Genomic DNA, 23,510 nt, shown 5'->3' on the forward strand with positions numbered 1-23,510 from the left:
GGTTGTACGGGCTCAGGATCCCTTGACAGTGTTATTGGCCCGACAGAGGCCATATCGGAGGTTGTCAAGGCGCCTCAGAGCCTCGCAGTCGAGGGGAGGTAGCTCCCGGGAAAAGAGGGATGCGAGCCGGGACCGGAGCGTCTTCAGACATTTCCCGCCCCCATCTGGGGAATAACAGCTGACAGAGAGGCTTCGACTAGACCACACGCCTGGGAGCTATGGTTGGTGTGAGCAACAGTTGGGCATGGCATGGAGGAAGCTCGTGGGAAACAGCGGAAACGACGCAAATCGTGGTATGCCTGGCCACCCGTACCCCATCTGCCCTTGGAGCAATAGGCAGCTTCGCCACCTTGGAGATTCCTTACGCACTGGAACGCCCGTAGATGGGAAGACTCCTCACTATGATGACGTGATGGAATGGTATGGAGGACTCGCATATGAAGCCGTAGTTTTCCTAGAGAAGCTCGAACTTCATCGACTCCTGGAAGGCCAAGTTCCCGCCATAACAGGGCGACCCAAGACGGTCGACACGCTGACTGAGAAGCTGAAGCGTCAGCCCACCTACCAGCTCGGAAACATTCAGGGCGTCGCTGGAGCTCGGGTAGAAGCCAGGATGAACCTGATCCAGCAAGACACCTTGGTGAATCACGTAGTGGCGAGCCATGAGCAGATAGGCGTCCCCTGTGAGGTTAGCGATCTGCGCGATGATGACCACTCTGGGTACAGAGCGGTACATGTGATCGTGAAGCCGCCTGGTTCGAGGCGGTTTGAAATCCAGTTCCGAACGATGGTGCAGAGCAGGTGGGCCAACACTTATGAGGCCCTCGCGGACGTTGTCGGCCGCGACATCCGCTACGGCAGTGTTCCTCAAGAACAAGTCGTTGCAGATGCCGTGGAGCTCATGCAGGCGCTGTCTAGAGACCTGGCCAAAACGCTTGAGGATTCTGGGGTGACCCTTATCAGTCTTGAGCAACGAGGCATGAAAGCCAATACTGATAAGGATCTTGCCGAGATGGTACGGCAGCATGAGCACCTTATGTCCCAGTATGAAGAGCAGATGGAGAACATGGAGACGACGCTCCGGCAGATCGGCTCCGAGCTTGGCGGCTCCCCGCTGACGCCCAGTTGAAGGGTGTAGCCTGACCAGACCGAGAGGAACACACATGCCTGGTTTTGTAATCGAGTATCATCGCCGCACTGGCGAGAAGAAGGTCACTGAGTTCGGCCAGCAAGATGGCTACAAGCGCGCAGTCAAGGCGCGTCTTGCCCAGGAGCGAACCAATCATGACCCTGACGTAGAAATCGTCGCCTTGATGGGCAGCTCCCTGGACGCTCTGAAGCAGACTCATTCGCGCTACTTCATGGCCGACAGGACTGCCCAGAACGTATAGAAGACACCTGAATGGGCCCTCGCCGGCATGAGACGGGAGGGTTCATTCCTTATCTGTGCCTACTTCCACGAGCGGGTCAGCGTCCTCAGCCCGACGGTGGGCATCTTATTGCTGCACTCGTTGTTTCATGCGCGGCGGTTGGGCCGATAGTTGCTGGTGCCTTCGGCCAGTTCCGCGTGGGTGGAGCGCGGGTAGAGGTGGCCCAGCACGAACGCATCGTTGTTTACGTATCCACGCTACAGCGCTCCGCTGGCACCGTGCCTCCCCCCTCCAACGAGGAGAGACGCGGGGCACCGTCGTTACCCGGTAGCAGCTTCGGGGATCAGATACTTCGCTAGATCGTCCATGCTGATCTACGTCGTCTTGTGGCTCACCCGGTTCGGATCTACATCCTTCGCGCAACTCGTGACTCTAGGACGACTCCCCTCCGGCAAAAAATGCCGCTCCCGACCATGCGAGAATCATCACATGAAACGGAAGAACCTCACCTTCATCGCACTGGCCATCACCATTCTTTTCGGGGTCAGCTTCACCTTGTTTTCCGACGGACCGCCGCAGGGATACGCACCCGTGGGAGGGGCCATCGTCGCCTTGGCCTGGATCTCCCTCGGATTCTTCGGGCGAGACGACGGAACCGACAAGAAAAGCTAGATATGCGGGGCCGCGCAGACGGGGAAGGCAGATGTCGAGGCGGAGCTCCCTGAAGGAGATCCGTCCGCTGACGCTGTTCGTCCGCTCTTCTCCCCGGAAAGCGCATGGACGCCCCTGCCCTCCTCACGCTAGGGTCTCCCCCATGCGCATTGAGACGTTCACGTGGTGGCTGCCCTAGCCGGCGGCCATTCAACGCGCATTCAGACACGTCATGCGAGCCGCCCACCGGGCGGCTCTTCGTCTCTTCCCCCACCCGAGTCAGGGCCTCCGTCCGAGTGGTCGGTACGCACCGAACACCCCTGGAGGCTCCTTTGAAGGACGAACAGACATCCCATAACGCACCCGGCGAGAGCCCGAACGGCTTCGACCAGGTGATCGTCACCTCCCGACCGCTCGAGGAATACCGCGCCATGTTCGGTCTCACCGAGGAGGAGCTCGGCCTGAGCCTCCTGGACTGCGCGGCCGGCGCATCGTCGTTCGCGGCGGAGCTGAGCCGGCAGGGCGGCTCCGTCACGGCATGCGATCCCCTGTATCGGCGGGAAGCGCCCGATCCAGCCCGTATGAGGACAGACATCCTCACGGGTGACGCCTACGTACGGCGGAACTCGGATGACTACGTGTGGACCTTCCACCAGACGCCGGATGACCACCTGCGACGGCGCCTGAGCGCGGCCGAGACCTTCGCGCACGACATCCGGACCCGCCCTGAGGGGTACGTCCCGGGCAGTCTGCCGGGCCTGCCTTTCGAGGACGACGCCGTCGACGTCGTCCTCTGCTCGCACCTGCTGTTCGCCTACCCCGCCCTCTTCTCCTACGACTTCCACCTCCGCTCCATCCGGCAGATGTGGCGGGTCGCGGCTCGGGAGGGTCGGATCTTCCCTCTCCTCTCCGCCGCGGAGCCCTCGCCCTATCCCGAGCTCGACCGTCTGCGCCGGAAGCTGGAACACGCCGGCGTCTCCACGGAGGTGCGGGCGGTCCCCTACGAGTTCCAGCGCGGTGGGAACGAGATGCTGGTGTGCCGCCCTGCCGCCGGATGACGTGCGTGCCGGCTTCTCCGCCAGAGAAGGGACGGGGAGGAGAGGCGTCGATCCAGCGGCGGAGGGCGACGACGTCGTGCCGACCAGCAGATCGCCCTCCGCCGGTCGCACCGCCACGAAGAGCACGAATACCCTGGATGCTCTCGATTCGTCACTCTCGACATCCGCAGAGAGGCTTCCCGCCCTCACCCACCCTGCCGGGTCTGCTTTAAAGGGAAGTGCCCCGGACGGGCCGGGGCACTTCGAGAAAGGAGGCGACAGTGAGTCTCACTCTGAACATCATTGTCGTCCTCCTGGCACTTCCCGGAGCGGCCCTCACAACCATCCAGGTTGTCGAGAAAATCCGCGACAGAGATTAACCAGGAGCCAGGGGGTCGGGCCGATATCCCGGCCCCCAGGGTCCTTTCCATTATCCCAGGAGGAACCATGAAACTCAACGGAAGCCAAACCGCTCTCCTCGTCTGCCTCGTCGCCTGCCTGACCTGCGGCGCCATCGGGCTCCTCGCCGGATGGCCCGCGTGGAGCGTCCTCACCCTGTTCGCCATCGCCGTCCTCGACCTGGCGGGCTTCGAGACCGCGAGGAGGAACCGTGCCAGGGATCGACCCGACTGATGCGGGAGGCGATCGGGCGGGGATGGTACGCGACGGTCCAGGGCCGGTGGCCCTCGTCAGGACCCAGGTCCGGCAGTTCTCAGGCCTGGGGCTGCCCTGCCCAGGATTCCCAGGTCCGAGGCTCCCCAGTCCAGACCCCCCGGCTCCGGCGTCGTCACGGACCGCCTTCCCCAGCCGCCGCTCACCACGGGCATAGACTCGTGGGATGCCCGCCCCCACCCTCCTCATGGTCATGCTCGCCGCGGTGTTCCACGCGACGTGGAACCTCGCGGCGAAGGCCAAGCGGGGCGAGGCCTACGTGTTCGTGTGGTGGTACGCGCTGCTGACCGGCGTCGTGATGGTGCCGCTCGGCGCGGCGGAGGTGATCCGCTCCGGCGGCCTGGCCCACTACGGCGCGGCGCTGTGGTGGGCGCCGGCGATCTCGGCCGCCCTCCACATGGGGTACAACCTCACCCTGCAGACCGGCTACGAGCGGGCGCCGCTGGGCACCGTCTACCCCACCGCCCGCGGGACCGGACCCGTGATCACCATGCTGGTGGCGATCCTGCTGCTCGGCGAGCGGCCGGGCTGGCTCGCCGTCGGCGGGGCGCTGCTGATCGTCACGGGCATCGTGGTGGCCGCGGCGCCGACCACGCGGCTCACCGTCCCGGCCGCCGGGCACGACGTCGCGCACCACGGCCGTCAGGCCCGCCGCAGGCTGCTGGCCGGCCTCGGCTGGGGCTCCGCGACCGGGCTGTTCATCGCCGGCTACACCCTGTGGGACGACCACTCGGTCACCGCGCTGGGCCAGCTGCCGATCTCCTACTTCGCGATGTCCAGCGTCTACCAGGCGATCCTCATGACCTGCGGCATGAACCGCGGCCGGTGGGCGCAGGCCGGCACGACGCTGAGGCGCAACGTGTGGCCGATCGCGGCGATCACGGTGCTCTCCCCCGCCGCCTACGTGCTCGTGCTGATCGCGATGCAGACCCAGCCGGTCTCGCTCGTCGCGCCGCTGCGGGAGACCAGCATCGTCATCGGGACGCTGCTGGCGTGGCTGGTCTTCAAGGAGTCGGCGCCGGTCCAGCGGCTGCTGGGGGCGCTGGTAGTGGTGGGCGGCGTCGCGCTGATCGGGCTCTGAGACCCCTCCCGAGCCTCGAGACCCTCACGGCCGTCGGGGCTCTCACGGCCGTCGAGCCCTCGAAGCCGTGGGGGCCGTCGGGCCGCCAGGGACGTTCGGGACCATCGAGGCCGTCGGGCCCGTCGGAACCCGCCGGAGCTCAGCCCCGCTGGCCCGGATACTCCGCCGCGAGGGCGTCCGTGCTGGCCGAGCCCGGGTGCGCCTCGGGCCGCACCACGAAGTCCCACGGGTCGGTGTTGAGGCGGCTGAGCATCGTCTCGACCTCGAAGCCTCGGGCCGCCAGGACGCCGCGCAGCTCGGCGGCGGCCGCCTCAAGCCACAGCTGCTCGCTGGCGAAGTGCGAGCAGTCGATCAGGTACGGCCTCCCGCCCTGCAGCAGCGCCCGCTCGCGGGCCTCCGAGGCGGGGTGGTGGCGCAGGTCGGCGGTGACGTAGACGTCCGCGCGGGACTCGCGGACGGCGTCGAACAGGGAGTCCCCCGCCCCGCCGCAGACCGCCACCCGACGCACGACGCCGTCCCGCGGCCCGGCGACCCGCAGCCCGCCCGCCGTCGGCAGCAGCACGTCCGAGAGCCTGCGCGCGAGCTCCTCCAGCGGCAGCGGCTCCGGCAGCTCGCCCACGCGGCCGATCCCGGTCGGCTCGCCGGCGTCCACCAGCGGCTCCGCGTCCTCGACCCCGCACGCCCGGATCAGCGCGTCCGAGACGCCCCCCACCGCGCTGTCGGCGTTGGTGTGGGCGGCCAGCAGACCGACCCGGTTCTCGATGAGCTTGTGGATCACCGCGCCCTTGTCGCTGCTGTCCGGCAGGAACTTGGCCCCGCGCAGCAGCAGGGGGTGGTGGGTGAGCAGCAGGCCCGCGCCGCGCTCCACCGCCTCCTCGGCCGTGGCCGCCACGGCGTCCACGGCGAAGAGGATGGCGGGGACCGGGCGGGAGCCCCGGCCGCAGATCAGCCCGCTGGCGTCCCAGGGCTCCTGCAGCCCCAGGGGCCAGAGCTCGTGGGCGGCGCGGACGACGTCGTCGATCGTGGGGTGGGTCATGGGGCCAGTCTACGAGGCGAGCGGTCCGCGGGGCGGTTCCCGTCGGGCTCGGACGGTGCGGATCACGGGTACGCCGGGCGCAGACAGGGCAGGAGCGCGGTTCCGCCGGCCCCGCGCGGCGCCGGCCCGCGGCACGGCCCCGCTCCCCCATGAGCGAAAGCTCCTGTACGCGCCCCGCCCGGGGGTGAAGGATGAACTCATGCGAGAATTCACCGTTGCCGCAGGATGTTTCTGGTGCCTCGACGCCGTGTACCAGCGCACGGAGGGGGTCCTCTCCTCCGTCGCGGGCTACACCGGCGGGCACACCGAGGACCCCGACTACGAGCAGGTGTGCTCCGGGCGGACCGGGCACGCCGAGGCGATCCGCGTCGTGTTCGACGACGAGCAGGTGCCGCCCGAGGTCATCATGGACATGTTCTTCACGACCCACGACCCGACGAGCCTGAACCGGCAGGGCTACGACATCGGCACCCAGTACCGCTCCGCCCTCTTCTACCGCGACGAGGAGGAGAAGGAGTTCTTCGAGCGCGAGATCGCCCGGGCGCAGCGCCTGTACGAGCGGCCGATCGTCACGACGCTGGAGCCGCTGGGCACCTTCTACCGCGCCGAGGAGGTCCACCAGGACTTCGAGCGGACCAACCCGTACAACGGCTACTGCCAGGTGATCATCGACCCGAAGCTGCGGAAGGCGCGCGAGCACTTCAGCGCGTGGCTCTCGGCATGACGAGGAGGGGCGGGCCGGGACCGGCCGAGCGGCCGGAGCAGGACGCTCCGGCCCGCCCTCCCCGGACGCCCCGGCAAGCCGCCGCGACACACGGCGCAACCTTCCCGTAATTGTTACAGTATGTGGCCGGAAGCTGAGCCCGGCGCCCTCCCCCGACTACGGTGGGAGGAGAGTGCCCGGGCCCTCCACCGGCCCGGTCCCAGCCGCGATCCGTAGAAAGGCCGACCATGGCGAAGATTCTCAGCAACATCACCGAGGCCATCGGGGACACCCCGCTCGTGCGCCTCAACGAACTCGACAAGGATCTGCCCGGCAACGTCGCCGTGAAGCTCGAGTTCTACAACCCGGCCAACTCCGTCAAGGACCGCATCGGCAAGGCGATCATCGACGCCGCCGAGGAGGCCGGCGCGCTGAAGCCCGGCGGCACCATCGTCGAGGGGACCTCGGGCAACACCGGCATCGCGCTGGCCATGGTGGGCGCGGCCCGCGGATACAAGGTCATCCTGACCATGCCGGAGACCATGTCCACCGAGCGTCGCGTGATGCTGCGCGCCTACGGGGCCGAGATCGTCCTGACCCCGGGCGCCGAGGGCATGCGCGGCGCCGTCGACAAGGCCCAGGAGATCGTCGACACCACCGAGAACGCGGTCCTGGCCCGCCAGTTCGCCAACGAGGCCAACCCCAAGGTCCACTACGAGACCACCGGCCCCGAGATCTGGGACGCCACGGACGGCGAGGTCGACGTGCTCGTCGTCGGCATCGGCACCGGCGGCACCATCTCGGGCGGCGGCAAGTACCTGCGCGAGCAGAAGTCCGACCTGCGGATCGTGGCGGTCGAGCCCGCTGACTCCCCGCTGCTCACCGAGGGCAAGGCCGGCCCGCACAAGATCCAGGGCCTCGGCGCGAACTTCGTCCCGGAGACCCTGGACCGCGACATCTACGATTCGGTGACCGACGTGGGCCTGGACGACGCCGTGCGCGTGGCCCGCGAGCTGGGAGCCCGCGAGGGCATCCTCGGCGGCATCTCCACCGGCGCCAACGTCTGGGCCGCGCTGGAGGAGGCCAAGAAGTCGGAGAACGAGGGCAAGCTGATCGTCACCATCGCGTGCGACTTCGGCGAGCGCTACATCTCCACCGTCCTGTTCGAGGACATCCGCGGCTAGCAGCCCACCGCCAGGAGCCGCTCCCCCTCCGTCCTTCGGTGGGCCTTTCGGGATGCGGCCTCGAGGACCCGGCACCGCGGTTCGACGGCGCCCGCAGGCCTTCCGGCCCGGGCGCCGTCGTGCTGCGCGGCCCGGTGTCATCTCGTGGACGTCGGTTTGGCCCGCCGCGGCGGCTCCCCCTAAGGTGACGTACATCATCACGACCGTCGGTGGGCGAGGTCGCTTCGGCGTCACGACGTCGGCGAGGTGCCGCGAGTGACGCGAAGGAGCCGCCCCATGAGCCCCCTGACCCAGCAGCTGTTCAGACGGCGGATGCCGGAGGGCGTGCACGACGTCGGGACCCCGATCTCCATCGCCCAGGTCCCGGCCCGCGGGGAGCACCGGCCCAAGCTCAAGCGGTCCCTCTCGACCCTCCAGCTGACCCTGGTCGGCGTCGGCGGGACCATCGGCACCGGCATCTTCTTCATCCTCTCCGAGGCCGTGCCTGAGGCGGGGCCGGCGGTGCTCGTCTCCTTCCTGCTCGCCGCGGCCGTGGCCGGGCTGACCGTGCTGTGCTACGCCGAGCTCGCCTCGACCATGCCCTCCTCGGGCTCCTCGTACTCCTACACCTACGCCACCATGGGCGAGCTCATGGCGTTCGTCGTCGGCGCCTGCCTGATCCTGGAGTACGGGGTCTCCGCCGCGGCGGTCGCCGTGGGGTGGTCCGAGTACCTCAACCTGCTGCTGCAGAACCTCGTGGGCTGGAGCCTGCCGGCGGCGCTCTCCGCCGCGCCCGAGGCCGGCGGGGTCATCAACCTCCCCGCCGTGGTCCTGGTCGGCCTGTGCGTGTTCCTGCTGCTGCGCGGGGCGCGGGAATCGGCGCTGGCGAACTCGATCATGGTCCTCATCAAGGTGGGGGTGCTCGTGCTCTTCGCCGGCATCGCCCTCACCGGCTTCCGCGCCGACCACTTCCAGGACTTCGCGCCCGCCGGGATCTCGGGCATCTCGATCGCCGCCGGATCGCTGTTCTTCTCCTTTATCGGCCTCGATGCGATCGCCACGGCCGGCGACGAGGTGAAGGATCCGCGCCGCACGATCCCCCGCGCCCTCGTCTTCGCCCTGCTCATCGTGACCGGGGTGTACGTCCTGGTCGCCCTGGCCGCCCTCGGCGCCCAGCAGTGGACCGAGTTCTCCGGGCAAACCGCGAGCCTGGCGACCATCGTCCAGAACCTCGTGGGCTCCTCCTGGCCGGGCACGCTGCTGGCGGTGGGCGCCGTCATCTCGATCTTCTCCGTGACCCTGATCTGCCTGTACGGTCAGACGCGCATCCTCTTCACGATGGGCCGGGACGGTCTCGTCTCGCGCCGCTTCGCCCGGGTCAGCGCACGCCGCTCGGTCCCGGTGTTCAACACCCTGACGGTGGGGGCCGGCGTCGCGATCCTGGCGGGCCTGCTGCCCATCGGCATCCTCGCCGACCTGACCAGCATCGGCACCCTGACGGCCTTCGGCCTGGTCGCGGTGGGCGTCGTGGTCCTGCGCCGAACCGCCCCCGACCTGGACCGCGGCTTCAGGGTCCCCGGCTATCCCGTCACGCCGATCCTCACGGTCGCCGCGTGCGCCTACCTCGTCTCCGGGCTGAGCGGGGTCACCCTGACCGCCTTCGCCGCCTGGGTCGTCGTCGCGCTCGTCTTCTACTTCGCCTGGAGCCGCCGGCACTCGGAGCTCGCGACCCTCTGACCGCGCCGACCCCGGCCCACAGTTCCCAACCCATCAGCCACCACGAAAGGTCTGCACCCATGTCAACCATCGCCCTCGTCCGCCGCCCCGGTCCCCAGCTCGACTCCGGGATCGTCGAGAACATCGAGAAGGTCGCCGTCGACCTGGACGCCGCACGTCAGCAGTGGGAGGGCTACGTCCGGGCCCTGGAGGAGCACGGCTGGAGCACCGTCGAGGTCGAGGCCGCGGACGACTGCCCCGACGCGGTGTTCGTCGAGGACAGCGTCGTGATGTTCCGCAACGTCGCCGTGCTCACCCGCCCCGGCGCCGACGAGCGCAAGCCCGAGACCGAGGGCACGCGCCGCGCGCTGGAGGACCTGGGCTGCTCGATCAACGCGATCAAGGCCCCCGGGACGCTCGACGGCGGGGACGTCCTGAAGGTCGGGGACACCGTGTACGTGGGCCGCGGGGACCGCACCAATGCCGAAGGCATCGCCCAGCTCCGCTCGATCCTGACCCCGCTGGGCGCTCGCGTGGTGGCCGTTCCGAACCGCAGGGTCCTGCATCTGAAGACCGCCGTGACCGCGCTGCCCGACGGCACCGTCATCGGCTACCCGGAGTTCGTGGAGAACCCGGCGATCTACGACCGCTTCCTGGCCGTCCCGGAGCCGCGCGGCACCGCCGTCGTGTGCCTCAGCGAGACCGAGCTGCTGATCTCCGCCTCCGCTCCCCGGACCGCCGAGATGCTGAGGGAGATGGGCTACCGGGTCACCGAGGTCGCGATCTCCGAGTTCGAGAAGCTCGAGGGCTGCCCGACCTGCCTCTCGGTCCGTCTCCGGAACCTGGTCTGAGCCGATCACGACGCCGGCCCGGCGGCCCGGGAGACCCCGGGGACCGGGCCGGCGTCGTCGTGTCCGAGGGCCGTGGGGAGGGGGAATACCCCGTCACCCCCGGCTGTTCTCCTAGCAGGATCCCGCAGCAGGGAATCCGGGCTCGTCCGCATCCACACACCATCGACGAAAGCATGAGACGTGAGTTTCCTGAGCAGACTGCGAGAAGATCTCGACACCGCCCGCACCCATGACCCGGCCGCCCGGGGCGACGTGGAGATCCTCGTCAACTACTCGGGGCTCCATGCCATCTGGATCCACCGCCTGGCGCACCGCATGTGGCGCCGCGACGGGCTGCGCTCGCTCGCCCGCTCCGTCTCCCAGGCGGGCCGGCTGCTGACCGGGATCGAGATCCACCCCGGCGCGACCATCGGTCGCCGCTTCTTCATCGACCACGGCATGGGCGTCGTCATCGGCGAGACCGCCGAGATCGGCGAGGACGTCATGCTCTACCACGGCGTGACCCTGGGCGGCCGCTCCCTCGAGAAGGTCAAGCGCCACCCGACCATCGGCGACGGCGTCACGGTCGGGGCGGGCGCCAAGGTCCTCGGGCCCATCACCATCGGCGCGGGGTCCGCGGTGGGTGCCAACGCGGTGGTGGTGCGGGACGCCCCGCCGTCGTCCATCATCACCGGGATCCCCGCCACCGCGCGCCCTCGCACCCCCGAGAAGACCGCGCCGCTGGTGGACCCGGTGACCTACATCGATCCGGCGATGTGGATCTGAAGGGTCCCCGACGCGGCTGAGGGACCCGGTACGCGGAGAAGACGACGGGGCGCCGCCCGCCGGGGCCTCACGGCCGGCGGACGGCGCCCCGTCGTCGTGGGCGAGTCCCGGGAGCCTACTTGGAGGGCTCCTTGTTGACGCGGTCCACCGGCTCGGGCGCGATGTCGCCGTCGGTGCGCACCTCGGAGCGGTCCTCCGACCACAGCGTGTGGAAGGTGCCCTCCTCGTCCACGCGGTGGTAGGTGTGGGCGCCGAAGAAGTCCCGCTGGCCCTGGATCAGGGCGGCCGGCAGGCGGTCCCGGCGCAGGCCGTCGTAGTAGGACAGCGAGGAGGCGAAGACCGGCACGGGGATCCCGAGCGCGGTGGCCTTCACGACCACCCGGCGCCACGAGGGCACGAGCTCCTCCATGACCTTGCGGAAGCCGGGGGCGAGCAGCATGTTCACCGGCGCGTTCCCGCCCTTGTAGGCCTCCATGATCTCGCCGAGCAGCTCGGCCCGGATGATGCACCCGGCGCGCCACAGGGAGGCGATGGTGTCCAGCTTCAGGTCCCAGCCGAACTCCTCGCCGGCGGAGCCCAGCATGTCCAGGCCCTGGGCGTAGGAGACGAGCTTCGAGGCGTAGAGCGCGCGGCGCACGTCCTCCACGAACTCGGGGTCGGCGTGGGCGACGCCGGTCGAGGCGATCAGCCCGCCGCCGAGCTCCTGCTGCGCCTGCTCGCGCGCGGCGGGGTCCGAGGAGGACAGCGCGCGGGCGAACACCGACTCGGCGATCCCGGAGACCGGCGAGCCGAGGTCCAGCGCCGACTGCACGGTCCAGCGCCCGGTGCCCTTCTGCCCGGCCTGGTCCACGACGACGTCCACGAGCGGCTTGCCCGTCTTCTCGTCCACCTGCGAAAGCACCTCGGCGGTGATCTCGATGAGGTAGGAGCTGAGGTCGGTGTCGTTCCACGAGCGGAAGATCTCGGCCTGCTCGGCGGGCTCGACGCCGGCCACCGAGCGCAGCAGGTCGTAGGCCTCGCCGATGACCTGCATGTCGGCGTACTCGATGCCGTTGTGGACCATCTTGACGAAGTGGCCCGCGCCGTCGGTGTCGATCCACGCGCAGCAGGGGCTGCCGTCGTCGGCCTTGGCGGAGATCTTCTCGAGCATAGGACCCACGGACTCGTAGGACTGCTCGGAGCCGCCGGGCATGATCGAGGGGCCGTTGAGCGCGCCCTCCTCGCCGCCGGAGACGCCCACGCCCACGAAGTGGAGGTTGTGCTCGGCGCACTCCTTCTCGCGGCGGATGGTGTCCTTGAAGTAGGAATTGCCGCCGTCGATGATGATGTCGTCCTCGTCGAGGAGCGGGATGAGCGACTCGATGACCGCGTCGACGGGGGCGCCGGCCTTGACCATCACCAGGATGCGGCGCGGGGACTCGAGCGAGTCCACCAGCTCCTGCATGGTCTCGGTGCGGATGAAGTCGCCGTCGTCGCCGTGCTTGGCGAGCAGCTCGTCGGTCTTGCCGATGGAGCGGTTGTGCAGTGCCACGGTGTAGCCGTTGCGTGCGAGGTTGCGCGCGAGGTTGGCTCCCATGACGGCGAGCCCGGTGACCCCGATCTGCGCCTTGCCGGACTTTTCAGAGGATGAGGTATCTACAGCCATGCTCATAGCCTACGCGCAACGCCCGTCTCCTCGGGAGCACTGAGACACCGGGGCGGCGCGTCCGGCTAGGCGGGGCGGCGCGTCCGGCGAGGCGGGACTCCGCAGCCCCCGGCGTCGTCAGCCGGCCGCGGCCTCCGAGGAGGAGGGCGCGGTCTCGACGAGCACCTCCCGCAGCGCCTCCAGCTCCTCCTCCGCCAGCCCCAGGCCGTCCCGGAAGTAGCCGGCGACGCCGCCGTAGCGGGAGCGCGCCTCGTCCAGCGCGGTCTCCAGGTACTGCTCCTTGACCCCCAGGGCAGGCACGAGCAGGTCCGGGTCGCCGCCGGCCCGGGCGAAGCGGTCGAAGAGCGGGCGCAGGGCGGGGAGGAGGTCGCGGTTGGTCCTCAGGTAGTCGTCGACGACGTCGTCGTGGTCCACCCCCAGCACCAGCAGCAGCGACGCCGCCGCCCATCCGGTCCGGTCCTTGCCGGTGGTGCAGTGGAACAGCGCCGGCTCCCCCGCCGCCTCGGCGAGGCCCCGGAAGAGCGCCTGGTAGGACCGGCGGGCGCTCGGCAGGGAGACGATGCCGCGGTAGGCCGTCTCGAAGCGCCGCTCGGTCCTCCCGCCGCCGAAGACCTCCTCGGCCCGGGCCGGGTCCTCGAGGATCGCGGGGAGCTGGGCCGGGGCGTCGTCCTCGGCGTCGGCCAGGACGTCGAGCTCGACCCGCCGGGCCCCGCGGGGCAGCCGATCGGGGCGGACGGCGCACTCCTGGGCGGTGCGCAGGTCGTAGACGGTGCGGATGCCCAGGTCGGCGAGGGCGCGGAGGCCGACGTCGTCGAGGCGGCTGAGGTCCACGGAGCGGTAGAGGAGGCCGGGGCGCAGCCTGCCGCCGTCGGCCGTGCGGTGCCCGCCCAGGTCCCGGAGGTTGGGGAGGGTGGCGATCTCCGGGAGCCGTCCACCGGGACGGCCGGCGGCTCCCGCGGCGCGGGCGCTCCCCTGCGGGCCCTCGGACGGCGAGGACGGTTCGTGCGGGCTCATGCGTTCTCCCTTCCATCGCCCGGGCCGCTGGCGCGCTCCCGGGACGTGCCGTGGCGCGCGGCGGGGCCGAGGGGCGGGATGGCCTCTCGGCCCGGCGGCGCGCGGTTGCCCACACTCTATCGGGAAGCGGTACCGGTGGGACCCTGCTCCGCGGGCACGGCGCCCCGCGTGAGGTCAGGGCCTCCCGCCCCACCTCCCCCGCATGCCGGGGCCGAAGCCGCCGCGCATGCCGGAACCGAAGCCGGGGAAGCCGCGCTCGGGCATTCCCCCGCCGAGGCCGAAGGCCCGCTGCTTGAACATCCGCATCCGGGGATCGGGGCCCTCGGGGAGGCGCTCCTCCATCCCCTCGATGACGCGGTCCAGCAGTTCGGTCAGCTGCCGCTGCTCCTCCTCGTCGAGGACCGAGAAGGGATCCACCTCGGTCTGCTTCCCCTCCTCCTCGACGGTCTCGCGGCCCCGGGCGGTCAGCTCGACCAGGCTGCTGCGGCGATCCTCCGGGTTCGGCCGCCGCTCGACCAGCCCCGCCTCCTCCAGCTTGCCGATCTGCTCGGCCAGCGACTGGGAGCGGATCCCGAGCAGGTAGGCGAGCTCCTTCTGGGCGATCGGGGAATGCAGCGCCAGCAGGCGGAGCACCCGCCCCTGGCCCTGGAACCCGCCGGCCCGGCGCTCCCCGTGGCGCAGCTCCGCGTCGCCGCGGCGCAACAGCATCAGGAGGTACCAGAGGCGGGCGCTCAGGCGGGACTCGTCGTCCCCCGCGGCCTCCGGTTCCCGGCCCGGGCGGCCTCCGCCCGGGTCCTCATCGTGTTCCGCTGCTCCGAACATGTCCTGCTCCCTCCGTAGCTTTAAGTAGGCACCTTCCTATTATGCTCAGGTTCCTACTTATATCAACAGGCACCTACCTACTTTTCGCGGGAAGGGGCATAGGGACGCCCGGCTCACGCCCCGGGCGGGTCCGCATGATGGCCGCATGAAGTGCCGGCTCGGCGCCGGAAGCCGGCGCAGGGCCCGGGTGGGGAACGGATCGAGCCGGATCCCCCCCCCGCGGAGCGAGGCGTGCCGCCGGAGGACGACGCGGGTCTCAGATGCTCCGCGACTCTCAGGCCGGAGGGAGCTCCTCGCGGCGGTCCACCTCGGCGTCGGAGAGGATCAGCAGCTCGCGCTCGTCGTCGGTCAGGACCTTGTGGAAGCCGGGCTCGCTGTCCACCACGTAGCCGAGGACGACGTCGTCGCCCGTCTCGATCCGCTCCAGCGGCACCCAGGGGGTCCGGACGAGGGCCGCGAGCACGAGCGCGGCCAGCAGCGCGGTCAGGCCGATGCGGCGCACCGCGACCTCGGTCACCCGGTGCACGGGGCCGTGGTGCCAGAACAGCCGGGCGAGGACCATCAGCATCGCGATCACGACCGCCCCGGAGAGCACCCACCACGCGTGCTCCGTGGAGACCAGGGCGACGGTGGCGGCGGCCATGGTCGCGGCGAGCAGCAGGGCGCTGGAGGTTCGGCGTCCGCCTCCGAAGGGCCAGAGTGCCCCGATCACCGAGACCGGCAGCAGCCAGATCAGCAGGACGCCGGTGGCCACTTCGTTGGCCATGAGGGTCCCGAGCGCGATGCTGATCGCGTCGTCGAAGTTGACGGTGTGGGTGAGGGCGAAGGCGGTGTGCCAGTCCCAGCCGGAGACGGCCAGCACGCGGAGCAGGAGGAACAGCACGCCCGCGCCGACGGAGGTGAGGACGAAGGCCCGGCCGGCCCCCTCGGGCTCGCGGGAGGATTCAGGTCCAGATGCGTCTGCGGACATCGCGCCGGCCCTTCCGGGCGCCGGAAGGTGCGGCGCACCTGCTCTCGTCAGCGGGGAACCCGCCGTCCGCCGGGGGGCCGACGCCGGGACTCGCGCGCCCGGCCCGGGCTCTGCGCGGGCGGCGCTGCGGTGGTGGGTCCTACCGGGATCGAACCGATGACATCCACGGTGTAAACGTGGCGCTCTACCAGCTGAGCTAAAGACCCTTGGGCGGCCGGGTGGGCTACTTGCGCAGCGGCCAGCACCCGATCCGAGAGATCACAGTACATGAAACCCCTCGGCGCCCAGGACGCACGGGGCACCCCCGCGATGTGTCGTCGGACACACCGGTGGAGGGCACGGACGGCGTCGTCAGAATTTGGTGGTCACCAGGCGCGTGGCGGCCCACTCCGAGGAGACCGCCGCGGTGGTGGTGAGCTTGAGGCCCGCGGTCGGCGCCGCCTCCTGGAGGTCGGCCGGGGGCACGTGGCCCTCGCGGCCGGCCTTCGGGGTCAGCACCCAGACCACGCCCTTCTCGTCCAGGGTGGTCAGGGAGTCGACCAGGGCGTCCACGAGGTCCCCGTCCCCGTCGCGCCACCACAGCAGCACGGCGTCGACGACCTCCTGATCTTCCTCGTCCAGGAGCTCGCCGCCGGTGAAGTCCTCCAGGTCCTCGCGAAGGTCGAAGTCGACATCCTCGTCGTAGCCCAATTCCTGGATGAGGTCCTCATCCTTGAAACCAAGTAGGACTGCCGCGCGGGTGCCGGCGGTCTTGGTCTCGTTCACGTACGTTCCTCCTGAAGGTCGATGATCCCGGACATTCTCCGGGCTCCGGCCGGATGACTGGAAGGTCACATCCTGCGCTGCCTCCAGCCAACACCGGATTCAGCACAGTATCAAGTAGTGACCACTTCTATGTGATCCCACCCACCCATTGTAATCTTCGTGACGGGCGGCGGTGACAACCGCCTCACTCCCGACTTATCAACGTGCGCGCCGCATTCGCCCGCGTGCGTGTGACACCATAGGGACGAAGCCAAGGTGACCCGACGTCGAGCACCTCAACCACCCCACCGGGTGGGAGCTTCTTCTCACATCGACACAGAGAGGTTAAACGTGGCTCCCTCAGAGACGAATGACCACATCCTCAGCACCCTCACCCGTGGGCTGGCGGATCAGGACCACGAAGAGACGGCCGAGTGGATCGAAGCGTTCGATGACCTGGTGCAGACCCAGGGCAGCGAACGCGCTCAGTACATCATCCGCCGCCTTCTTCAGCGTGCCGGCGCCAAGAGCGTCCAGGTCCCCACCGTGACCACCACCGACTACGTCAACACCATCCCGGTCGACCAGGAGCCCGACTTCCCGGGCGACGAGGAGATCGAGCGCCGCTACCGCGCCTTCCTGCGCTGGAACGCCGCCGTGATGGTCCACCGGGCCCAGCGACCGGAGATCGGCGTCGGCGGTCACATCTCGAGCTACGCCGGCGTGGCCACCCTCTACGAGATCGGCCTCAACCACTTCTTCCGCGGCCAGGACCACCCCGGCGGCGGCGACCAGGTCTTCTTCCAGGGCCACTCCTCCCCCGGCAACTACGCCCGGGCCTACCTCGAGGGCCGCCTGACCGAGGATCAGCTCGACGGCTTCCGTCAGGAGAAGACCAAGGGCGAGAACGGCCTGCCCTCCTACCCGCACCCGCGGTGCAAGGAGGACTTCTGGCAGTTCCCCACGGTCTCCATGGGCATCGGGCCGCTCAACGCGATCCACCAGGCGCAGTTCAACAAGTACCTGCACAATCGCGGCATCAAGGACACCTCTCAGCAGCACGTCTGGGCCTTCCTGGGCGACGGCGAGATGGACGAGCCGGAGTCGCGCGGCGCCCTCCAGCTGGCCGCCAACGACAAGCTGGACAACCTGACCTTCGTCGTCAACTGCAACCTGCAGCGCCTGGACGGACCCGTCCGCGGCAACGGCAAGATCATCCAGGAGCTCGAGGCGTTCTTCCGCGGCGCCGGCTGGCACGTCATCAAGGTCCTCTGGGGCCGCGAGTGGGACGACCTGCTGGAGAAGGACAAGAACGGCGAGCTCGTCCGGGTCATGAACGAGACGCTCGACGGCGACTACCAGACCTACAAGGCCGAGAACGGCGCCTTCGTGCGCGAGCACTTCTTCGGCCGCTCCCCCGAGACCAAGGAACTGGTCGCGGACATGAGCGACGACGAGATCTGGTCGCTCAAGCGCGGCGCCCACGACTACCGCAAGGTCTACGCTGCCTACAAGGCCGCGATGGAGACCAAGGGCCGCCCGACCGTGATCCTCGCCCAGAGCATCAAGGGCTACGGCCTCGGCACCCACTTCGAGGGCCGCAACGCGACCCACCAGATGAAGAAGCTGACGCTGGACGACCTCAAGGTCTTCCGCGACCGCCTGCGCATCCCGATCAGCGACGAGCAGCTGGAGAGCGACCTCTACGGCGCGCCGTACTACCACCCGGGCGAGGACTCCCCGGAGATCAAGTACATGCTCGAGCGCCGCCGCGAGCTCGGCGGCTTCGTGCCCTACCGCGACGGCTCCCAGCGCGAGCTGGCCCTGCCGGACGACAAGGCCTACGCCAGCGCCAAGAAGGGCTCCGGCAAGCAGATGGCGGCCACCACCATGGCCTTCGTCCGCCTGCTCAAGGACCTCATGCGGGACAAGGAGTTCGGCAAGCACATCGTGCCGATCATCCCCGACGAGGCCCGCACCTTCGGCATGGACTCCTTCTTCCCGACGTCGAAGATCTACAACCCGAACGGGCAGAACTACCTCTCGGTGGACCGCGAGCTCATGCTCGCCTACAAGGAGTCCGAGCAGGGCCAGCTGCTGCACGTGGGCATCAACGAGGCCGGGGCGACCGCGGCGTTCACCGCCGTCGGCTCCTCGTACTCGACCCACGGCGTGCCGATGATCCCGGTCTACATCTTCTACTCGATGTTCGGCTTCCAGCGCACCGGCGACGCCTTCTGGGCCGCCGCCGACCAGCTGAGCCGCGGCTTCATCATCGGCGCCACCGCCGGGCGCACGACGCTGACCGGCGAGGGCCTGCAGCACATGGACGGGCATTCCCCTGTCCTGGCCGCGACCAACCCCGCCGTCATCCACTACGACGCCGCCTACGGCTACGAGCTCGGGCACATCGTCAAGCGCGGCCTCGAGCACATGTACGGGACCGGCGACGAGGACCACAACGTCATGTACTACCTCACGGTGTATAACGAGCCGATCGTCCAGCCGGCCGAGCCGGAGGACGTCGACGTCGAGGGCATCGTCAAGGGCATCCACCGCGTCAAGACGGCGGAGAACAGCGGCCCCAAGGCACAGCTGCTCGCCTCCGGCGTGGGCGTCCCGTGGGCCCTCGAGGCCCAGGAGATCCTCGCCGAGGAGTGGGGCGTGGCCGCGGACGTCTGGTCCGTGACCTCCTGGAACGAGCTGCGCCGCGACGGCATGGCCGCCGAGCGCGAGGCCATGCTCAACCCCGGCGACGAGCCGCGCGCGCCCTTCGTGGCCCAGCAGCTGAAGGGCGCCGAGGGGCCGGTCGTGGCCGCCTCCGACTTCGCCTCGGAGGTGCCGGACCAGATCCGCCAGTACGTGCCGAACGACTTCGCGAGCCTCGGCGCCGACGGATTCGGCTTCTCCGACACCCGCGCCGGCGCCCGCCGGTTCTTCCACATCGACTCGCACTCGATCGTGGTCCGCGCCCTAGAGATGCTGGCCGCCCGCGGCAAGGTCGACAAGGACGCCCCGGCGCAGGCGATCGAGAAGTACGACCTCCTCGACGTCAACGCCGGGACCAGCGGCAACTCGGGCGGCGACGCCTAGCCGAACCCCGCTGTGACTGTGGCCGGGACCCTGAGGTTCCGGCCACAGTCGTACCGTGTGAATGTGACTGACCCCCTCTTTTCTGGAAAGCTGTAGCTCGTGCTTGCAATTCTCTGCCCGGGACAGGGCTCTCAAAAACCAGGCTTCCTCGCACCGTGGCTCGAGCTGGACGGCGTCGCCGACCGGCTCCGGACCCTGGGCGACGCCGTCGACCTCGACCTCATCCACTACGGGACCGAGGCCGACGAGGAGACCATCAAGGACACCGCGATCGCGCAGCCGCTGATCGTCGCGGCCGGCATCGCCGTCGGCGAGCTGGTGCACGAGCGCCTGGGCGACGCCGAGATCCTGTGGGCCGGCCACTCGGTCGGCGAGATCACCGCCAGCGCGCTGGCCGGCGTCCTCAGCGCCGAGGACGCCATGCGCTTCATCAAGGTCCGCGCCGACGGCATGGCCGCGGCCGCCGCGGCCGAGCCCACCGGCATGGCCGCCGTGCTCGGCGGCAAGGAGGACGAGGTCCGCGCCGCCATCGAGGAGGCCGGCCTGACGCCCGCCAACGCCAACGGCGCCGGCCAGATCGTCGCCGCCGGGACCCTGGCCGAGCTCGAGGCCTTCGGGCAGAACCCTCCGCCCAAGACCCGGGTGATCCCGCTGAAGGTCGCGGGGGCCTTCCACACCGCGCACATGCGCCCCGCCGTCGGCCCCCTGCAGGAGACCGCCGAGGGGCTGAGCCCCTCCGAGCCGGTCAGCACCCTGCTCTCCAACCGCGACGGCAAGCCGGTGACCTCCGGCGCCGCCGCCCTGCAGAGCCTCGTGGACCAGGTGACCCGCCCGGTGCGCTGGGACCTGTGCATGCAGACCATGCTGGAGGACGACGTCGCAGGCCTCGTCGAGCTGACCCCGGCGGGGACCCTCGCCGGGCTGGCGAAGCGCGGCATGAAGGGCGTCCCGGCCGTCGCGCTCGCGACGCCCGAGCAGCTCGACGAGCTCTCCAGCCTCTGAATCCCGGACGCACCCTCCCAGACAGGTAAGAACCCCGTGGTCACTCTCAACACCTCACCCGTAGAGCACTACTCGAAGATCCTCTCCTTCGGGGCCGCGCGCCCCGACGTCGTGGTCACCAACGAGGACGTGTGCCAGTGGATCGACTCCTCCGACGAGTGGATCCGCACCCGGACGGGCATCAGCACCCGGCATCGCGCCGGCGAGGACACCAGCGCCCTCGATCTCGCCGTGGGCGCCTCCCGGGAGGCGATCGAGCGCGCCGGGATCGGGGCCGAGGAGATCGACGGCGTGATCGTCGCGACCGTCAGCCACCCCTACGCCACCCCGTCGATGGCGGCCCAGGTCGCCGACGCCGTCGGCGCGACCCCCGCCCCCGCCTACGACATCTCGGCCGCATGCGCCGGGTACTGCTACGGCGTCGCACAGGCCGACGCCCTGGTCCGCTCCGGCGCGGCCCGCAACGTGCTCGTCGTCGGCGTGGAGAAGCTCTCCGACTTCATCGACAACTCCGAGCGCTCCATCTCCTTCCTGCTGGGCGACGGAGCCGGCGCCGTGGTCGTCGGCCGCTCCGAGACCCCCGGGATCGCCCCGACCGTGTGGGGCTCCGACGGCTCCCGATGGGACACCGTGGGCATGACCCACTCGCTGCTCGAGCTGCGCAACCGCGACTGGGCCAACGACCCGGTGCAGGAGGGCGAGAAGGTCTGGCCGACGCTGCGCCAGGACGGCCCCACCGTCTTCCGCTGGGCCGGCTGGCAGATGGCCAAGGTGGCCCAGGAGGCGATCGATGCCGCCGGCATCACCGCCGAGGACCTGGGGGCCTTCATCCCCCACCAGGCCAACATGCGCATCATCGACCAGCTCGTGAAGACCCTGAAGCTGCCCGATTCGGTCATGGTCGGCCGCGACATCGCCGAGGCCGGGAACACCTCCGCGGCCTCGGTCCCGCTGGCCGCCCACCGCCTGCTCGAGGAGAACCCCGAGCTCTCCGGCAGGCCCGCCCTGCAGATCGGCTTCGGCGCGGGCCTGGTCTACGCCGCCCAGGTGGTCGTCCTGCCCTGATCGGGTAGGCTGATGCGCTGATGCACACGGCCCCGGCTGACGGGATATGTACTGATTCCGTCCGCGGAGCCGCTAAAATCAAGTCCGGACGACCCTTCACGCGCAGGCGTTCGACGCCGGCCCCGCCGAGGGGGCGCGAGATCCCACGGGACGCCCACGCGGCCCGTGATCCCATATCAAAGGAGTAACCATGGCAGATCAGAACGAAATCCTCGCCGGCCTGGCCGAGATCGTCAACGAGGAGACCGGCGTCGAGACCGCCGACGTCCAGCTCGAGAAGTCCTTCACCGAGGACCTCGACATCGACTCGATCTCGATGATGACGATCGTGGTCAACGCCGAGGAGAAGTTCGGCGTCACCATCCCGGACGAAGAGGTCAAGAACCTCAAGACCGTGGGCGACGCCGTCTCCTTCATCGAGAACGCCTCCTAGTTCTCCCCGCCGGGCGCGGCGCCGAGGCCGGCGCCGCGCCCCGCACTCTCCACCCGTCCATCCCGCCTCGACGCCTGACCCGGCACCCGGGCCCGGCAGCGTGGGCAAGTTGCGTTCCGCGCGTGGCGTGGAGACGAGAAGGAACTTTCGAAGATGAGTCGCACAGTCGTAGTCACCGGACTCGGTGCCATCTCCCCCATCGGCAGCAGCGCCGATCAGATGTGGCAGAACGCCCTGCAGGGGGTCTCGGGCGTCAAGGCGCTGACCGACGAGTGGGTCGCCGAGTACGACCTGCCCGTCTACATCGCCGGCCGGATCAGCCATCCCGTCAGCGAGTCCGAGTTCATCACCCGCGTGGAGGCCAAGCGCCTGGACCCCTCGGGCCAGTACGCGGTGCACAGCGCCCGCCAGGCCTGGAAGGACGCCGGCTTCAGCGGCGAGGACGCCGAGGACAGCGAGGAGCTGGACCCCGAGCGCGTCGGCGTCTCCTACGCGACCGGCATCGGCGGGGTCTGGACCCTGCTGGACAGCTGGGACACCCTGCGCGAGCGCGGGCCCCGGCGCGTCATGCCGATGACCGTGCCCATGCTCATGCCCAACGGCTCGGCGGCCGCGATCGCCCTGAACCACAAGGCCCGCGCCGCGGCGCAGACCGTGGTCTCGGCGTGCGCCTCGGGGACGGAGTCGATCCACATCGGGCTGGAGCTGATCCGCTCGGGCAAGGCCGACGTCGTCATCACCGGCGGCACCGAGGCCTCGATCCACCCGCTGCCGCTCGCGGCCTTCGCCCGCATGCAGGCCCTCTCGACCCGCAACGACGAGCCGGAGCGGGCCTCCCGCCCCTACGACCTCGACCGCGACGGCTTCGTGATGGGCGAGGGCGCCGCCGCCCTGGTCCTGGAGTCCGAGGAGCACGCCAAGGCCCGCGGCGCGCGGATCTACGCGGAGCTCGCCGGCACCGGCGTCTCCTCCGACGCCTTCCACATCACCGCCCCGGACAACGAGGGCGAGGGCGCTGCCCGGTCCCTCCGCGAGGCCATGGAGTCCGGCGACTTCGCGGCCCGGGACGTGGTGCACGTCAACGCCCACGCGACCTCGACGCCGGTGGGCGACATCCCGGAGGCGACGGCGCTGCGCCGCGCCTTCGGCGACGCGACCGACGACATCGCGGTCTCCGCGACCAAGTCGATGACCGGCCACCTGCTCGGCGCGGCCGGCGCGATCGAGTCGGTCATGACGGTGCTGGCGGTCCACGACCACAAGGCGCCGGCCACCATCAACCTGGAGAACAAGGACCCGAAGATCGACCTCGACGTCGTGACCGAGGCCCGTGACCTCCCCTCGGGGCAGATCGTGGCGGTGTCCAACTCCTTCGGCTTCGGCGGGCACAACGCCGTGGCGGCCTTCCGCAGCGTCTCCTAGCGGGGCACCGGCTCACACCGGCGTCCGTCGCCTCCTCCGCGAGGCGCGGCGCCGGTTCTGGAGCGCGGGGCCCTTCCCCTGCCCGCGACGTCGCGCTCTTGTCGTCTCCGGGGGCGGCTGCGTCTGGCCGGGCGGGGTTGTGCGGGCTCAGGCGCTGGGTGGGGCCGGATCGGCGGGAGCAGATGCCACGGAGGATCGTCCCCGGGGCTGCGGGGAGCGGGCGGCACGTCCGGGTTCAGGCAGGTCGGCGGTCTT

The 23,510-nt window shown here is 69.8% G+C and carries 22 protein-coding genes and 1 tRNA gene; 16 read left to right on the top strand and 7 right to left on the bottom strand.

Features of this window, described 5'->3' with window-relative positions:
* The first annotated feature begins 412 nt into the window (after nt 1-412).
* From EWV39_RS08580 to EWV39_RS08605, 6 genes are all read left to right on the top strand, one after another.
* The gene (locus EWV39_RS08580; RefSeq protein WP_165313238.1) at nt 413-1,129 is read left to right on the top strand and encodes a nucleotidyltransferase family protein; all 717 of its coding nucleotides are present in this window, start codon (nt 413-415) and stop codon (nt 1,127-1,129) included.
* Between the two features lie 34 nt (nt 1,130-1,163).
* Nucleotides 1,164-1,391, top strand: a complete 228-nt coding sequence (locus EWV39_RS08585) for a hypothetical protein (protein WP_129658636.1) — start codon at nt 1,164-1,166, stop codon at nt 1,389-1,391.
* A gap of 468 nt (nt 1,392-1,859) precedes the next feature.
* Entirely contained in the window at nt 1,860-2,042 is a 183-nt protein-coding gene (locus EWV39_RS08590) for a hypothetical protein (protein WP_129658638.1), read from the top strand.
* A 410-nt stretch (nt 2,043-2,452) separates the two neighbouring features.
* On the top strand, nt 2,453-3,079 hold the full coding sequence (locus tag EWV39_RS08595; RefSeq protein ID WP_129658640.1) for a class I SAM-dependent methyltransferase: 627 nt from the start codon (nt 2,453-2,455) through the stop codon (nt 3,077-3,079).
* 426 nt (nt 3,080-3,505) lie between these two features.
* Entirely contained in the window at nt 3,506-3,691 is a 186-nt protein-coding gene (locus tag EWV39_RS08600) for a hypothetical protein (protein ID WP_129658642.1), read from the top strand.
* Between the two features lie 205 nt (nt 3,692-3,896).
* Nucleotides 3,897-4,811, top strand: a complete 915-nt coding sequence (locus EWV39_RS08605) for an EamA family transporter (RefSeq protein WP_129658644.1) — start codon at nt 3,897-3,899, stop codon at nt 4,809-4,811.
* 139 nt (nt 4,812-4,950) lie between these two features.
* Here EWV39_RS08605 and EWV39_RS08615 read toward each other — a convergent pair whose 3' ends face one another.
* Nucleotides 4,951-5,847: a Nif3-like dinuclear metal center hexameric protein gene (locus EWV39_RS08615; RefSeq protein ID WP_129658646.1), complete on the bottom strand. Its 897-nt coding sequence runs from the start codon at nt 5,845-5,847 to the stop codon at nt 4,951-4,953.
* A gap of 199 nt (nt 5,848-6,046) precedes the next feature.
* Between EWV39_RS08615 and msrA the strand changes: the two genes are divergently transcribed.
* From msrA to epsC, 5 genes are all read left to right on the top strand, one after another.
* On the top strand, nt 6,047-6,571 hold the full coding sequence (gene msrA, locus EWV39_RS08620) for a peptide-methionine (S)-S-oxide reductase MsrA (RefSeq protein ID WP_129658648.1): 525 nt from the start codon (nt 6,047-6,049) through the stop codon (nt 6,569-6,571).
* Between the two features lie 227 nt (nt 6,572-6,798).
* Complete coding sequence (gene cysK / locus EWV39_RS08625) at nt 6,799-7,734, top strand: cysteine synthase A (protein ID WP_129658650.1); 936 nt, start codon at nt 6,799-6,801, stop codon at nt 7,732-7,734.
* A 276-nt stretch (nt 7,735-8,010) separates the two neighbouring features.
* Nucleotides 8,011-9,450, top strand: a complete 1,440-nt coding sequence (locus EWV39_RS08630; RefSeq protein ID WP_238148190.1) for an APC family permease — start codon at nt 8,011-8,013, stop codon at nt 9,448-9,450.
* Between the two features lie 59 nt (nt 9,451-9,509).
* On the top strand, nt 9,510-10,280 hold the full coding sequence (gene ddaH, locus EWV39_RS08635) for a dimethylargininase (protein WP_129658652.1): 771 nt from the start codon (nt 9,510-9,512) through the stop codon (nt 10,278-10,280).
* A gap of 180 nt (nt 10,281-10,460) precedes the next feature.
* Complete coding sequence (epsC, locus tag EWV39_RS08640; RefSeq protein WP_129658654.1) at nt 10,461-11,045, top strand: serine O-acetyltransferase EpsC; 585 nt, start codon at nt 10,461-10,463, stop codon at nt 11,043-11,045.
* A 115-nt stretch (nt 11,046-11,160) separates the two neighbouring features.
* Here the strand turns inward: epsC and gndA are convergent, their stop codons facing one another.
* The 6 genes from gndA to EWV39_RS08670 all read right to left on the bottom strand — a co-directional run bounded on the left by gndA (nt 11,161) and on the right by EWV39_RS08670 (nt 16,261).
* The gene (gene gndA / locus EWV39_RS08645; protein WP_129658656.1) at nt 11,161-12,690 is read right to left on the bottom strand and encodes an NADP-dependent phosphogluconate dehydrogenase; all 1,530 of its coding nucleotides are present in this window, start codon (nt 12,688-12,690) and stop codon (nt 11,161-11,163) included.
* 117 nt (nt 12,691-12,807) lie between these two features.
* On the bottom strand, nt 12,808-13,704 hold the full coding sequence (locus EWV39_RS08650; protein ID WP_129658658.1) for a tyrosine-protein phosphatase: 897 nt from the start codon (nt 13,702-13,704) through the stop codon (nt 12,808-12,810).
* Nucleotides 13,705-13,878: 174 nt separating this feature from the next.
* Nucleotides 13,879-14,526, bottom strand: a complete 648-nt coding sequence (locus tag EWV39_RS08655) for a MarR family winged helix-turn-helix transcriptional regulator (RefSeq protein ID WP_129658660.1) — start codon at nt 14,524-14,526, stop codon at nt 13,879-13,881.
* Between the two features lie 274 nt (nt 14,527-14,800).
* Nucleotides 14,801-15,496, bottom strand: a complete 696-nt coding sequence (locus EWV39_RS08660; protein WP_129658662.1) for a hypothetical protein — start codon at nt 15,494-15,496, stop codon at nt 14,801-14,803.
* A 130-nt stretch (nt 15,497-15,626) separates the two neighbouring features.
* A tRNA-Val gene (locus EWV39_RS08665) sits at nt 15,627-15,702 on the bottom strand.
* A 145-nt stretch (nt 15,703-15,847) separates the two neighbouring features.
* Nucleotides 15,848-16,261, bottom strand: coding sequence for a DUF3052 domain-containing protein (locus tag EWV39_RS08670; protein WP_129658664.1), 414 nt, complete (start codon nt 16,259-16,261; stop codon nt 15,848-15,850).
* Nucleotides 16,262-16,591: 330 nt separating this feature from the next.
* Here EWV39_RS08670 and aceE point away from each other — a divergent pair, with 330 nt between their 5' ends.
* The 5 genes from aceE to fabF all read left to right on the top strand — a co-directional run bounded on the left by aceE (nt 16,592) and on the right by fabF (nt 23,255).
* Entirely contained in the window at nt 16,592-19,333 is a 2,742-nt protein-coding gene (gene aceE / locus EWV39_RS08675; protein ID WP_129658666.1) for a pyruvate dehydrogenase (acetyl-transferring), homodimeric type, read from the top strand.
* 99 nt (nt 19,334-19,432) lie between these two features.
* Complete coding sequence (locus EWV39_RS08680) at nt 19,433-20,335, top strand: ACP S-malonyltransferase (RefSeq protein WP_129658668.1); 903 nt, start codon at nt 19,433-19,435, stop codon at nt 20,333-20,335.
* 36 nt (nt 20,336-20,371) lie between these two features.
* Nucleotides 20,372-21,400, top strand: a complete 1,029-nt coding sequence (locus EWV39_RS08685; protein WP_129658670.1) for a beta-ketoacyl-ACP synthase III — start codon at nt 20,372-20,374, stop codon at nt 21,398-21,400.
* Between the two features lie 190 nt (nt 21,401-21,590).
* Nucleotides 21,591-21,833: an acyl carrier protein gene (locus tag EWV39_RS08690; protein ID WP_129658672.1), complete on the top strand. Its 243-nt coding sequence runs from the start codon at nt 21,591-21,593 to the stop codon at nt 21,831-21,833.
* 153 nt (nt 21,834-21,986) lie between these two features.
* On the top strand, nt 21,987-23,255 hold the full coding sequence (fabF, locus tag EWV39_RS08695; RefSeq protein ID WP_129658674.1) for a beta-ketoacyl-ACP synthase II: 1,269 nt from the start codon (nt 21,987-21,989) through the stop codon (nt 23,253-23,255).
* Nucleotides 23,256-23,510: the final 255 nt, after the last annotated feature.

Source organism: Rothia halotolerans, from assembly GCF_004136635.1.
GTDB lineage: Bacteria > Actinomycetota > Actinomycetes > Actinomycetales > Micrococcaceae > Rothia > Rothia halotolerans.

Excerpts from the sequence above, each read along its gene's own strand:
- EWV39_RS08580 (WP_165313238.1), top strand. The coding sequence starts at position 413 with ATGGAATGGTATGGAGGACTCGCATATGAAGCCGTAGTTTTCCTAGAG.
- EWV39_RS08585 (WP_129658636.1), top strand. The coding sequence starts at position 1,164 with ATGCCTGGTTTTGTAATCGAGTATCATCGCCGCACTGGCGAGAAGAAG.
- EWV39_RS08590 (WP_129658638.1), top strand. The coding sequence starts at position 1,860 with ATGAAACGGAAGAACCTCACCTTCATCGCACTGGCCATCACCATTCTT.
- EWV39_RS08595 (WP_129658640.1), top strand. The coding sequence starts at position 2,453 with ATGTTCGGTCTCACCGAGGAGGAGCTCGGCCTGAGCCTCCTGGACTGC.
- EWV39_RS08600 (WP_129658642.1), top strand. The coding sequence starts at position 3,506 with ATGAAACTCAACGGAAGCCAAACCGCTCTCCTCGTCTGCCTCGTCGCC.
- EWV39_RS08605 (WP_129658644.1), top strand. The coding sequence starts at position 3,897 with ATGCCCGCCCCCACCCTCCTCATGGTCATGCTCGCCGCGGTGTTCCAC.
- EWV39_RS08615 (WP_129658646.1), bottom strand. The coding sequence starts at position 5,847 with ATGACCCACCCCACGATCGACGACGTCGTCCGCGCCGCCCACGAGCTC.
- msrA (WP_129658648.1), top strand. The coding sequence starts at position 6,047 with ATGCGAGAATTCACCGTTGCCGCAGGATGTTTCTGGTGCCTCGACGCC.
- cysK (WP_129658650.1), top strand. The coding sequence starts at position 6,799 with ATGGCGAAGATTCTCAGCAACATCACCGAGGCCATCGGGGACACCCCG.
- EWV39_RS08630 (WP_238148190.1), top strand. The coding sequence starts at position 8,011 with ATGAGCCCCCTGACCCAGCAGCTGTTCAGACGGCGGATGCCGGAGGGC.
- ddaH (WP_129658652.1), top strand. The coding sequence starts at position 9,510 with ATGTCAACCATCGCCCTCGTCCGCCGCCCCGGTCCCCAGCTCGACTCC.
- gndA (WP_129658656.1), bottom strand. The coding sequence starts at position 12,690 with ATGGCTGTAGATACCTCATCCTCTGAAAAGTCCGGCAAGGCGCAGATC.
- EWV39_RS08650 (WP_129658658.1), bottom strand. The coding sequence starts at position 13,704 with ATGAGCCCGCACGAACCGTCCTCGCCGTCCGAGGGCCCGCAGGGGAGC.
- EWV39_RS08655 (WP_129658660.1), bottom strand. The coding sequence starts at position 14,526 with ATGTTCGGAGCAGCGGAACACGATGAGGACCCGGGCGGAGGCCGCCCG.
- EWV39_RS08660 (WP_129658662.1), bottom strand. The coding sequence starts at position 15,496 with ATGTCCGCAGACGCATCTGGACCTGAATCCTCCCGCGAGCCCGAGGGG.
- EWV39_RS08690 (WP_129658672.1), top strand. The coding sequence starts at position 21,591 with ATGGCAGATCAGAACGAAATCCTCGCCGGCCTGGCCGAGATCGTCAAC.
- fabF (WP_129658674.1), top strand. The coding sequence starts at position 21,987 with ATGAGTCGCACAGTCGTAGTCACCGGACTCGGTGCCATCTCCCCCATC.